This window comes from Mycobacterium sp. pR1184 (assembly GCF_041287235.1).
In the GTDB taxonomy this organism is placed as follows: Bacteria; Actinomycetota; Actinomycetes; order Mycobacteriales; family Mycobacteriaceae; genus Mycobacterium.
Genome location: NZ_JBGGKR010000015.1, coordinates 168,564 through 181,295, shown reverse-complemented (window position 1 = coordinate 181,295; position 12,732 = coordinate 168,564). Strand labels below are relative to the sequence as shown.

At 66.9% G+C, this 12,732-nt stretch carries 9 protein-coding genes and 1 pseudogene; 3 read left to right on the top strand and 7 right to left on the bottom strand.

The features are described 5' to 3' along the window. Positions 1–541 (bottom strand): annotated as a pseudogene (locus ACAG21_RS23855) (protein translocase subunit SecD); the annotation flags it as partial. 89 nt (positions 542–630) lie between these two features. Continuing rightward, complete coding sequence (gene yajC / locus ACAG21_RS23850) at positions 631–984, bottom strand: preprotein translocase subunit YajC (protein WP_370498727.1); 354 nt, start codon at positions 982–984, stop codon at positions 631–633. Positions 985–1,205: 221 nt separating this feature from the next. Here yajC and gabT point away from each other — a divergent pair, with 221 nt between their 5' ends. The 3 genes from gabT (at position 1,206) to car (ending at position 9,122) form a co-directional block, all read left to right on the top strand. After that, positions 1,206–2,546, top strand: coding sequence for a 4-aminobutyrate--2-oxoglutarate transaminase (gene gabT / locus ACAG21_RS23845; protein WP_370498726.1), 1,341 nt, complete (start codon positions 1,206–1,208; stop codon positions 2,544–2,546). Between the two features lie 12 nt (positions 2,547–2,558). Further along, positions 2,559–5,381, top strand: coding sequence for an RND family transporter (locus ACAG21_RS23840; RefSeq protein ID WP_370498725.1), 2,823 nt, complete (start codon positions 2,559–2,561; stop codon positions 5,379–5,381). 249 nt (positions 5,382–5,630) lie between these two features. Next, positions 5,631–9,122: a carboxylic acid reductase gene (gene car, locus ACAG21_RS23835; RefSeq protein WP_370498724.1), complete on the top strand. Its 3,492-nt coding sequence runs from the start codon at positions 5,631–5,633 to the stop codon at positions 9,120–9,122. 56 nt (positions 9,123–9,178) lie between these two features. On the opposite strand, the gene ACAG21_RS23830 is transcribed toward car, so the two are convergent. The 5 genes from ACAG21_RS23830 to ruvC all read right to left on the bottom strand — a co-directional run bounded on the left by ACAG21_RS23830 (position 9,179) and on the right by ruvC (position 12,619). Then, positions 9,179–9,880 (bottom strand): hypothetical protein, encoded by a 702-nt coding sequence (locus tag ACAG21_RS23830; RefSeq protein ID WP_370498723.1) that lies wholly within the window; start codon positions 9,878–9,880, stop codon positions 9,179–9,181. A gap of 114 nt (positions 9,881–9,994) precedes the next feature. After that, positions 9,995–10,381, bottom strand: a complete 387-nt coding sequence (locus ACAG21_RS23825) for a DUF1304 domain-containing protein (protein ID WP_370498722.1) — start codon at positions 10,379–10,381, stop codon at positions 9,995–9,997. 8 nt (positions 10,382–10,389) lie between these two features. After that, positions 10,390–11,439 (bottom strand): Holliday junction branch migration DNA helicase RuvB, encoded by a 1,050-nt coding sequence (gene ruvB / locus ACAG21_RS23820; protein ID WP_370498721.1) that lies wholly within the window; start codon positions 11,437–11,439, stop codon positions 10,390–10,392. Next, entirely contained in the window at positions 11,436–12,041 is a 606-nt protein-coding gene (ruvA, locus tag ACAG21_RS23815) for a Holliday junction branch migration protein RuvA (protein ID WP_370498720.1), read from the bottom strand. Before ruvA ends, ruvB begins: the two co-directional genes overlap by 4 nt. Then, the gene (gene ruvC, locus ACAG21_RS23810; protein ID WP_370498719.1) at positions 12,038–12,619 is read right to left on the bottom strand and encodes a crossover junction endodeoxyribonuclease RuvC; all 582 of its coding nucleotides are present in this window, start codon (positions 12,617–12,619) and stop codon (positions 12,038–12,040) included. Before ruvC ends, ruvA begins: the two co-directional genes overlap by 4 nt. Positions 12,620–12,732: the final 113 nt, after the last annotated feature.

Genomic DNA, 12,732 nt, shown 5'->3' with positions numbered 1-12,732 from the left:
CCGGTTGGTCGAAGGACGCCAGCTGCACCGGTGCGGGCGGCGGAGGAGCGTCCGGTGGCGGGGCGTCGGCCGGCGGCGGCGCGGGCTGACCGGCAGGCGGTGCGGGCTGACCGGCAGGCGGTGCGGGCTGACCGGCCGGGGGTTTGGGTTCGGCGGCTTGGGCGGGCGCCGAGTTCAGCACCGGGCGGATGTAGAGCCGCGCGGTCTGGCCCAGGTTGCGGGCCTCGTTGCCGTCGTTGCCGGGCACCGTGATGACCAGGTTGTCACCGTCGACCACGACCTCAGAACCGGAGACGCCCAGGCCGTTGACGCGCGAGCTGATGATCTGCTGCGCCTGCGAGAGAGCCTCCCGGCTCGGGCGGGAGCCGTCCGGAGTGCGCGCGGTCAAGGTGACGCGGGTGCCTCCCTGCAGGTCGATGCCGAGCTTCGGGGCGGCGTGCTTGTCCCCGGTGAGAAACACCAGCAGGTACACGCCGATCAGCAAGACGAAGAAAACCGACAGGTAGCGGGCAGGGTGCACCGGCGCCGAAGACGATGCCACTTTCCTTATCTCTCCTTGGTAATCGGTTTCTGGCTCCCGACAGAGCCTACGTGCCCGGTTGGCGGAAACCGCTCATCGGACCGCTGTGGTCACTGATCTTTGGTCACGTGGCTCTCGCCGGCCGGCCCCCGGGCGTCGTCGGACTCGTCCACGTCGTCGTCCTCGTCCTCGTCGAAGTCGTCCTCCGGCAGAATCTTGTCGCGGATCGCCAGCTTCATCCAGGTGGTCACCACGCCGGGCGCGATCTCGAGGTCGACGGTGTCGTCGGTGAGCGCGACGACGGTGGCCTCCAAGCCGGACGTGGTGTGCACGCGATCCCCCGGCTGCAACGACTCGTGCAGGTCGATGGTGGCCTGCATCGCCTTCTTCTGGCGACGCGACGCCAGGTACATGAACCCGCCCATGATGAGCAGGAACGGCAGGAACAAAACCAAACTTTCCATCGAAACGTGCCTGTCTTTCGTATCGGTATTGCCGGGTTTTCCAACGGTCGGTGCCGAGCGACCCGGAGGTCACACACCGCGCAACGCGTCGGTGTGTGCCCGTCCAGTCTGGCAGGCCCGGAGGCGCGCGGTCGGGCCGCATCCTCGGCAGGCGCCAAGACCAGTCCTACGGATAGGCTTTCAGCGCGACGCGACACGCGTGTCGCCGGGAGGAGGACGTCGTGGCCAGCCTCGAACAGACCCGCCAGCTGGTTACCGAAATCCCCGGTCCTCTGTCGCTGGAACTCAACAAGCGCCGCGCCGCGGCGGTGTCCCACGGCGTCGGCATCAGCCTGCCTGTGTTCGTCGCGCGTGCCGGTGGCGGCATCGTCGAGGACGTCGACGGGAATCGCCTGATCGACCTGGGCTCGGGCATCGCCGTCACCACGATCGGCAACTCCGCGCCGCGAGTGGTCGACGCGGTGCGCGCACAAGTCGCCGAGTTCACCCACACCTGCTTCATGGTCACGCCGTACGAGTCCTACATCACGGTCGCCGAGGAGCTGAACCGGATCACCCCGGGCTCGGGCGAGAAGCGGTCGGTGCTGTTCAACTCCGGTGCCGAGGCCGTCGAGAACTCCATCAAGATCGCGCGCTCCTACACCCGCAAACCCGCCGTCGCTGCCTTCGACCACGCCTATCACGGCCGCACCAACATGACGATGGCGCTGACCGCCAAGTCGATGCCCTACAAGAGCGGCTTCGGCCCGTTCGCACCGGAGATCTACCGGGCGCCGATGTCCTACCCGTACCGCGATGGGCTGCTCGATAAGGACCTGGCCACCGACGGCGAGTTGGCCGCGGCGCGGGCGATCGGCGTCTTGGAGAAGCAGATCGGCGCCGCCAATTTGGCCGCCGTCATCATCGAGCCGATCCAGGGCGAGGGCGGATTCATCGTCCCAGCCGAGGGCTTCCTGCCCGCGCTGGTCGACTGGTGCCACAAGCACAATGTGGTGTTCATCGCCGACGAGGTGCAGAGCGGGTTCGCGCGCACCGGGGCGATGTTCGCCTGCGAGCACGAGGGTATCGAGCCCGACCTGATCTGCACGGCCAAGGGCATCGCCGGCGGGCTGCCGCTCTCCGGGGTGACGGGCCGCGCTGAGATCATGGACGCCCCGCACGTCAGCGGCCTGGGTGGCACCTTCGGCGGTAACCCCGTTGCCTGCGCGGCGGCCCTGGCCAGCATCGAGACCATCGAGAACGACGGCCTGATCGAGCGCGCCCAGCACATCGAGCGGCTGATCTTCGACGTGCTGCTGCGGATGCAGGCCGGCGACGACCGGATCGGCGACGTGCGCGGCCGCGGCGCCATGATCGCCGTCGAGCTGGTCAAATCCGGCACCAGCGACCCCGACGCGGAGCTGACGAACAAGCTGGCGACCGCGGCCGGTGCGGCCGGAATCATCGTGCTGACCTGTGGGATGTTCGGCAATGTCATTCGGCTGCTGCCCCCGCTGACCATCAGCGACGAGCTACTCACCGAGGGACTCGAGGTGCTGCGCCTGCTGCTGGCCGACCTGTAGCAGAGCGGCCCAATGGCCCGGACGATCCACCGGCTCGCCACCCCGATCATCTTGGTCTGGCTTGGCTTGGTCGTCGTCCTCAACGTCGCCGTCCCGCAGCTCGAGGCGGTGTCCGAAGAGCACTCGGTCTCGCTGGTCCCCAAGGACGCGCCGTCATTTCAAGCGACCAAGCACATCGGCGAGGTGTTCAAGGAAGGCAATTCGGACAGTTCCGCGGTGATCGTCGTCGAGGGTGAGCACAGCCTCGACGACGCTGCCCACAAGTACTACGACGCGATGGTCCGCACCTTGCGTGCCGATCGCAAGCACGTGCAGAGCATCCAGGACTTCTGGGGCGATCCGCTCACCGCCGCGGGCGCCCAAAGCAATGACGACAAAGCCGCACTGGTTCAGGTGAACCTGGCCGGTAACCAAGGCGAGGCTCTGGCGACCGAATCCATCGAGGCGGTCCGCGCTACCGTCGGTCGCTTGCCCACACCACCGGGCCTCGCGGTCGGGATCACCGGCGGCGCGGCCTTCGCCGCGGATCTGCGCCACAGCAGCGGCGCGTCGGCGCTCAAGCTGACACTGACCACGGTTGCCGTGGTCTTTCTCATTCTGCTGCTGGTCTACCGCTCGGTGGCCACCGTGCTCGCGCTGCTCGTCACGGTCGGAATCGAATTGGGTGCGGCGCGCGGAGCCGTCGCGCTGATGGTGGACCACAGCGCCATGGGCCTCACGCCCTTCGCGGTCAGCCTGCTGACCTCGCTGGCCATCGCCGCGGGAACCGACTACGGAATCTTCATCATCGGCCGCTACCAGGAGGCCCGGCTGGCCGGTGCGGACCGCGACCGCGCGTTCTACACGATGTACCGCGGCACCGCGCACGTCATCACCGGTTCCGGTTTGACGATCGCCGGGGCGATCTTCTGTCTCAGCTTCGCCCGGATGCCGTCGTTCCAAACGCTCGGCGTGCCCTGCGCGGTCGGGATCGTGGTTACCACGGTGGTAGCGCTCACGCTGGCGCCGGCGGTGCTGGCCGTCGGCAGCCGTTTCGGTCTGTTCGAGCCGAAAAGGCTTGTCCAGGTTGGTCATTGGCGGCGCATCGGCACGTCGACCGTTCGCTGGCCCGCGCCGATTCTGGCCGCGACGCTGGCGGTCGCACTGGTCGGACTATTGGCGCTGCCCGGATACCGGGCCAGCTACGACGACCGCGCGTATCTGCCCGCGGTGATCCCGGCCAACAAAGGATTCGAGGCCGTCGCACGCCATTTCTCCCAGGCGCAGATGAAACCCGAGATTTTGATGATCGAGACGGATCATGATCTGCGCAATCCATCGGATTTTCTGGTCTTGAATCAGCTGGCGAAGGCCGTACTCGCCGTTCCCGGAATTTGGCGGGTCAAAGCGATCACCCGGCCCACCGGACTGCCCTTGGAACACACGACCCTGCCGTTTCAGATGAGCCTGCGCAATTCCGCGCAGTTGCAGAACATGAAGTTTCAGCAGGAGCGGGCGAAAGATCTGCTCAGACAGGCCGACGAGATCACGAAGACGATCGCCATCACGCAGCGTCTGTATGACCTGATGCAAGAGCTCTCGAGCGCGACCCATCACCTCGCGCTGAATACCCATGACACCGTCGCGATCACGAATGATCTGCGAGACGATATTTCGGATTTCGAAGACTTCTTCCGGCCTATCCGCAGTTACTTCTACTGGGAGAAGCATTGTTTCGACATTCCGATCTGCTGGGCGATCAGATCGCTGTTCGACTCCTTCGACGGCGTCAACGAGATCAGCGACAAACTCGCCGAACTGGCGACCGATCTCGACCGCGTCGACGAGCTGATGCCGCGGCTGAATGCTGAACTGCCGGTGATGATCTCGACCATGCAGTCGCTGCGGACCATGATGCTGACCATGCACAGCACCATGGCGGGCATCATCGGGCAGGTCGACCAGATGGGTGAGAACCCGGCCGCCATGGGACAGGCTTTCGACGCCGCCCACAACGACGACACCTTCTACCTACCGCCCGCGGTGTTCGACAACACAGACTTTCGGCGGGCGATGAATGGGTTCCTGTCGCCGGACGGGCACGCCGCTCGTTTCATCATCGAGCACCGACAAGATCCGTCGACGGCCGCGGGAATCGCGAGTATCGAGCCGATTCGGATCGCGGCCGAGGAATCCCTCAAGACGACTCCGTTTGCGAATGCCGGGATTTTCCTGGCGGGAACCGCCGCCATCCTGAAAGACACATCGGAGGGCGCCAAATGGGATCTGTTGATCGCCGGTACCTCGTCACTGTGTCTCATTTTCGTCATCATGTTGGTTCTCACCCGGGCCTTTGTCGCGGCGGCGGTCATCGTGGGTACGGTCGCGCTTTCGCTGGGCGCATCGTTCGGGCTATCCGTGCTGTTCTGGCAATACCTGATGAGCTTCCCGCTGTATTGGCTCGTGCTCGTGATGTCGGTGATCGTGCTGCTGGCCGTCGGATCCGACTACAACTTGTTGCTGGTCTCGCGTTTCCGAGAAGAGATCCATGCAGGGCTGAACACCGGCATCATTCGTGCGATGGGCGGCACCGGAAAGGTCGTGACGCATGCCGGGCTGGTGTTCGCCTTCACCATGGCGTCCATGGTCGTCAGCGATCTGCGCGCCATCGGGCAGATCGGCACCACCATCGGTGTCGGCCTGCTCTTCGACACGCTGTTGGTTCGCGCGTTGATGACGCCCTCCATCGCGGCCCTGTTGGGGCGGTGGTTCTGGTGGCCGATGGCGGTGCGCCCCCGGTCCGCGAGCACCGGCCGGCCTGGGAGCTGCGTACGCGCGGCATCGGTTGCGCCGTAAGTCCAGCACGCGCGAGCGGAACGGTCTGCCACAAATCCCCGTTCTACAGGGCAGTGCGCAACGGCGCGCACGCGCGAAGCTGCCGACTCCCGGGCCGCGCGGTAAGCCAGAAGCCGCCGGGATCTGCAACTCGAAGTGGGCGATCTCACACACGAGAGCAGTGTTGGAATACCTTTAGCTTTGCTAACGTTCTTTATGTCGGCGCAGTGTGGCGCCAAGGATCCCTTTCCCAGTGATGCGAGGACTGTTATGTCGACGACTACGCGTGAAGAGCGGCTGGAACGCCGCATCGAAGCCCTGACCGCAAACGACCCACAGTTCGCCGCCGCCAAGCCCGACCCGGCCGTCGCCGAGGCCCTCGAGAAGTCCGAACTGCGCCTTCCGCAGGTCATCCAGACCGTTCTCGATGGTTACGCCGACCGCCCGGCCCTTGGTCAGCGCGTGGTGGAGTTCGTCAAAGACCCGAAGACCGGACGCACCTCGGCCGAGTTGCTCCCCCGCTTCGAGACCATCACCTACCGCCAGCTGAGCGACCGCGTCGCCGCGCTGGGCCGCGCGCTGAGCGCGGACTCGGTGCGCGTCGGCGACCGTGTCGCGGTGCTGGGCTTCAACAGCGTCGACTTCACCACCATCGACGTCGCCCTGGCCCAGATCGGTGCGGTGTCGGTGCCCCTGCAGACCAGCGCCGCGATTGCGCAGCTCAAGCCGATCGTGACCGAGACCGAACCGGCTGTGTTCGCCTCCAGCGTCGACCAGCTCTCCGATGCCGTCGAGCTGATCCTGAGCGGCGACCACCGTCCCGCCAAGCTGGTGGTCTTCGACTACCACCCCGAAGTCGACGACCAGCGCGAGTCCGTTCAGAGCGCGGCCACCCGGCTGACCGACGCCGCGGTGACCGTCGAACCGCTGGGCGAGCTGCTGGAGCGCGGCGCGGCATTGCCCGCCACCCCCGCCGCCGACGTCGAGGACGACGCGCTGGCACTGCTGATCTACACCTCCGGCAGCACCGGCGCGCCCAAGGGCGCGATGTATCCGCGGGCCAATGTCGGCAAGATGTGGCGACGGTCGAGCCGTAACTGGTTCGGCGAGACGGCCGCCTCGATCACCCTGAACTTCATGCCGATGAGCCACGTCATGGGACGCGGCGTGCTCTACGGCACGCTGGGCAACGGCGGCACGGCGTACTTCGCCGCGCGCAGCGACCTGTCCACGCTGCTGGAAGACCTGGCGCTGGTCCGGCCCACCGAAATGAACTTCGTGCCGCGCATCTGGGAGACGATCTACGCCGAGTACCTACGCAAGGTCGACCGCGGCGACAACGAAGCCGACGTGATGAACGAGCTGGCGCAGGGCCTGTTGGGCGGGCGGTTCATCTTCGCGATGACGGGCTCGGCGCCCACCTCTCCCGAGCTGAAGACCTGGGTGGAGAACCTGCTCGACATGCACCTGCTCGACGGCTACGGCTCCACCGAGGCGGGCATGGTGCTGTTCGACGGCGAGGTGCAGCGCCCGCCGGTCATCGACTACAAGCTGGCCGACGTCCCCGATCTGGGCTACTTCGCCACCGACCGGCCCTATCCGCGGGGCGAACTGCTGCTCAAGACCGAGAACATGTTCCCCGGTTACTACAGGCGCCCGGAGATCACCGCCGACGTGTTCGACGCCGAGGGTTACTACCGGACCGGCGACGTCGTCGCCGAGATCGCGCCCAACAAGGTCGTTTACGTCGATCGCCGCAACAACGTGCTCAAGCTCGCACAGGGCGAGTTCGTCACGGTGGCCAAGCTGGAGGCGGTGTTCGGCAACAGCCCGCTGATCCGGCAGATCTACGTCTACGGCAACAGCGCTCACCCCTACCTGCTGGCGGTCGTCGTGCCCACCGACGAGGCGCTGTCGCACTACGGGGCCGACGGGGTCAAGGCGCCGATCGCCGATTCGTTGCTGGCCGTCGCCAAGGAGGCCGGGCTGCAGTCCTACGAGGTTCCGCGCGACTTCCTGATCGAGACAACGCCTTTCACGCTGGAGAACGGTCTGCTCACCGGTATCCGCAAGCTGGCATGGCCAAAGCTCAAGCAGCAGTACGGAGAACGGCTCGAGCAGCTCTACGCGGAGCTGGCCGAAGGCCAGGCCAACGAGTTGGGCGAGTTGCGCCGCAGCGGCGCCACCGCCCCGGTGCTGCAGACGGTGAGCCGGGCCGCGGCCGCGCTGCTGGGAGCCGCGACCACCGAGCTGAACCCGGACTCCCACTTCGCCGATCTGGGTGGAGACTCGTTGTCGGCGTTGACATTCGGTAACTTGCTGCACGAGATCTTCGACGTCGACGTACCGGTGGGCGTGATCGTCAGCCCGGCCAGCGACCTGGCCTCGATCGCGGCCTACATCGAAACCGAGCGCGAGGGCACCAAGCGACCCACGTTCGCGGCGGTGCACGGTCTTTCCAGCAAGGACAGCACGGGCGAGGTGCACGCCAGTGATCTCACGCTGGACAAGTTCATCGACGCGGCGACGCTGGAGGCCGCACCGAACCTACCGGCGCCGGCGACCGAGGTCCGCACGGTCCTGCTGACCGGCGCGACCGGCTTCCTGGGCCGCTACCTGGCGCTGGACTGGCTGGAGCGCATGGACCTGGTCGACGGCAAGGTGATCGCCCTGGTGCGGGCCAAGGACGACAACGCCGCACGGGCCCGGCTGGACAAGACGTTCGACAGCGGTGACCCCACACTGCTGGCGCACTACCAGACGCTGGCCGGCGACCACCTCGAGGTGCTCGCCGGAGACAAGGGCGAAGCCAACCTCGGCCTGGATCAGCAGACCTGGCAGCGGCTGGCCGACACCGTCGACCTGATCGTCGACCCGGCGGCGCTGGTCAACCACGTGCTGCCGTACAGCGAACTGTTCGGCCCCAACGCGCTGGGCACCGCCGAGTTGATCCGAATCGCATTGACCGGCAAGCAAAAGCCGTACACCTACGTGTCCACGATCGGGGTGGGCGACCAGATCAAGCCCGGGCAGTTCACCGAGGACGCCGACATCCGCCAGATCAGTGCCACCCGGCAGATCAACGACAGCTACGCCAACGGCTACGGCAACAGCAAGTGGGCCGGCGAGGTGTTGCTGCGCGAGGCCAATGACCTGTGCGGTCTGCCGGTAGCGGTGTTCCGGTGCGACATGATCCTGGCCGACACAACTTACGCCGGTCAGCTCAACGTGCCGGACATGTTCACCCGGATGATGTTGAGCCTGGTCGCCACCGGCATCGCGCCGGGTTCGTTCTACGAGCGCGACGCCGACGGCAACCGGCAGCGGGCCCACTACGACGGCCTGCCCGTGGAGTTCATCGCCGAGGCCGTCTCGACGCTCGGTGCGCAGAACGTGGAGAGCTTCCAGACCTACCACGTGATGAACCCCTACGACGACGGCATCTCGATGGACACGTTCGTCGACTGGCTGATCGCCGACGGCAACGCGATCCAGCGGATCGACGACTACGGCGACTGGCTGCCGCGGTTCGAGACCGCTCTGCGCGGCCTACCCGAAAAGCAGCGCAATGCTTCGCTGTTGCCGCTGCTGCACAACTATCAGAAGCCCGAGCACCCGATCCGCGGGTCGATGGCACCGACCGATCGATTCCGTGCGGCGGTCCAGGACGCGAAAGTCGGTCCGGACAAAGACATTCCGCACATCGGCGCGCCGATCATCGCGAAGTACGTCAGCGACCTGCGGCTCATCGGCCTGCTCTGAGTTGCCAAAAAGTTCGCCGGCCCAATCGAAGGGCCGGCGAACTTTTTGTTGGGCCTTTAACTCTGAGGATGCGGCCAGCGCAGGTAATTCGCGCCCGCTGCGGGCGCGGCGCCGGCACGCTGTTTGCGCCATCCGCCGGTCTTCGAGTCGCCGGACGACTCCACCCGCGGAGTGGTCAGTGCGTCCGGCTCGACCTCGCGGTGCGGCTCTTCCAGCCCCGACATGTAAACGGGTTCGCCGGCCGCCGGCGCCGCAGAACGCACCCGCGCGAGTGCTTCGATGTCACTGGCCAGCCGCACCGCCAGGCGCGCCAGCGCGATGCCACCCACGAAGACGATCAAGGCACCCAGACCGGAGAAGTACGAAATCTCCAGCGCGGCGCGCTTGCGGTCGGTCGCGGCGACCGGATCTCCGGCAGATCCGATTCCGAGCATCGGAGCGAGCTCACCACCGATCACGAACCAGGTGCCGGCCAGCACGGCCAGCCAGCCTCCGACGATCGCGGTGGCCCGGTTCCCGGAAAATACGAGCAGCAAGCCGCCGAGCGCGGTGACGCCGCCGGGCAGCACTTCGAGCCAGCCGCGGGCCGTGGTCCACGCCCACTCTTGGTTCGGTGTGTAGGCGAAGTTGAAGTGCGGACCGACGAACGGTATCAACGCACCCCAAGCACCCAGAACGATCAGAATCAACCCGCAAATCGCACCGCGGGAGCGAGGCATCCACAACCTGCCCGGATGGCCGTCTTGTGCGTAGTTCATTACATCCCCCTATTGACGCCGGACTACTTCAGCACCGCGTGGATACCCTGCGGTTCCCGGTTATAACCTCTGGTCGCCCCGGCGCCGTGACCCGTGTGGCCGGTGTTTCTTGTGTTACAGAGCCAGGCCGAGTATCAGCAGCACGACCGAGGTCACCGCGAAGATGCCCTGCGTCACCGCGGCCCTGGCCTTGTCGGGCGCCGACACCACCAGGACGACCGCGGCCGCGGCCATGGATCCGACCCCGGCAAAGACCAGCGCGGCACCGACGGCCCGGTGTCCCATCGCGATCTCGGCGATCCCGATGCCGGCGACAATCGCCAGGAACAGGTTGTAAAAGCCCTGGTTGAAGGCCAGTAGCTTGGTAGTCTCGGCCTCCTCGGGCGTGGTACCGAAGGTCGCGCGGGTACGGGGCGAGGTCCAGGTCAACGACTCCATCGTGAAGATGTAGACATGCAACAACGCCGCGAGCGCGGCGAATGCCAGTCCGGCGGTGATCATGGCGCCTCCTACTCGAATAGCCCCGGTTGCAACACCCCGGCCGGCGGTGTCATCCCCAGATGGGTCCAGGCCTGCGCGGTGGCCACCCGCCCGCGCGGCGTGCGCGCGATCATCCCGGCGCGCACCAGAAACGGCTCGCACACCTCTTCGACGGTGGTCGCCTCCTCCCCGACCGCCACCGCGAGCGTCGAAACCCCGACCGGGCCGCCGCCGAAACTGCGGGTCAGCGCCGACAGCACTGCCCGGTCCAGTCGGTCGAGCCCGAGCTCGTCGACGTCGTAGACCTCCAGCGCGGACTTGGCGACGTCGCGGGTGATCACTCCGTCGGCGCGGACCTCGGCGAAGTCCCGGACCCGGCGCAGCAGTCGGTTGGCGATCCGTGGCGTGCCGCGCGAGCGCCGGGCGATCTCCGCGCCGGCCTCGGCGCCCAGCTCGATGCCGAGGATCCCGGCCGAACGGGCCAGCACCCGCTCCAGATCGGCCGGCTCGTAGAAATCCATATGCGCGGTGAAGCCGAAGCGGTCCCGCAGCGGACCGGTCAGTGCGCCGGACCGGGTGGTCGCGCCGACCAGCGTGAACGGCGCCACCTCCAGCGGAATCGATGTTGCCCCAGGGCCTTTGCCCACCACGACGTCGACGCGGAAGTCCTCCATGGCGAGGTAGAGCATCTCTTCGGCCGGCCGCGCGATGCGGTGGATTTCGTCGATGAACAACACGTCGTGCTCGACCAGATTCGACAGCATCGCGGCCAGGTCGCCGGCGCGCTCCAGGGCCGGGCCCGACGTCACCCGCAGCGAGGACCCGAGCTCGGCGGCGATGATCATCGCCAGCGACGTCTTGCCCAACCCCGGCGGGCCGGACAGCAGAATGTGATCCGGTGTGCCGCCGCGGTTTTTGGCCCCCTCGAGGACCAGCTGCAACTGTTCGCGGACCCGGGCCTGGCCGATGAACTCGCGCAGTGAGCGCGGCCGCAGGCTGACGTCGATGTCGCCCTCGCCGACGGTCAGCGTCGGAGACAGCTCGCGATCCGCGTAGTCCTCGAGGTCCTCGTCGCTCATTTGGTCTTACCCAGCAATGACAGCGCGGCCCGCAACACGTCGGAAGTCGTTGCCTGCTCGCCTTTTTCGCGACTGGCCGCCAACACGCTGTCGGTGGCATCCTCGGCTTGTTTGACCGCGAAGCCCAACCCGGTCAGCGCCTCGACCACCGGGCCCCGCACCGCGTGGCCGTTTACCGCCGGTGCCGCCGTGGGCGTACCGGCGGCATGGATCTTGTCGCGCAACTCCAGCACCATGCGCTCGGCGCCGCGCTTGCCGATGCCGGGCACCCGGGTCAGCGCGGTGACGTCGCCGTCGGAAAGTGCCTGGCGCAGCGCCGCGGCGTCGTGCACGGCCAGCGTCGCCATCGCCAGCCGCGGCCCGACGCCGGATACCGACAGCAGCGTCAGGAACAGGTCGCGGGTCTCGTTGTCGACGAACCCGTACAGCGTCTGCGAATCCTCCCGAACGATCATCGCGGTGATCAGGCGGGCTTCGCTGCCGTGCCGCAGCGTGGCCAGCGTCGACGGCGTCGCGTTCACCCGATACCCGACACCGGCGGCTTCGATCACCACATGATCGAGTGCCACCTCGAGCACCTCACCGCGCACCGAGGCGATCATCGGCGCGCCCCCGCCCTGGCGGCCTTGGTCTTGGCGGCCAGCTTCGCCCGGTAGGTCTGGCGCGCCTCGGCGGCCATCACCTCGGCCGCCGCCATCCGGGCCAGCATCGGCGCCCTCCAGCAATGACAGATGGCCAGCGCCAGCGCGTCGGCCGCGTCGGCCGGCGTCGGTTTGGCTTGCAGCTCAAGGATTCTGGTGACCATAGCGGTAACCTGAGCTTTGTCGGCGGTGCCGTTGCCGGTGACCGCGGCCTTTACCTCGCTGGGCGTGTGGAAGTGCACGCCGATATCGCGTTTGGCCGCCGCCAGCGCGATCACACCGCCGGCCTGCGCGGTGCCCATCACGGTCGACACGTTGTGCTGAGCGAACACCCGCTCGATCGCGATCACGTCGGGACGGTGGGTGTCCAGCCAGTACTCGACGGCGTCGCTGATGGCCAGCAGTCGCTGCGGCAGCGCGACATCCGACGGGGTACGGACCACGTCGACGTCCAGCGCGACGACATGTCGGCCGCGCCCGCTTTCCACCACGGACAGCCCGCATCGGGTCAGTCCGGGGTCGACGCCCATCACCCGCATAGCATGCTCCCGCCTAGTACCGAACAGCTGTTCGATAGCCTAGCGGTCGAGTCCGGCGGCACCGAGCAGGACACGCCTCGGGACCCGCCAAAAGCTGTTAACTTAAGCCAACG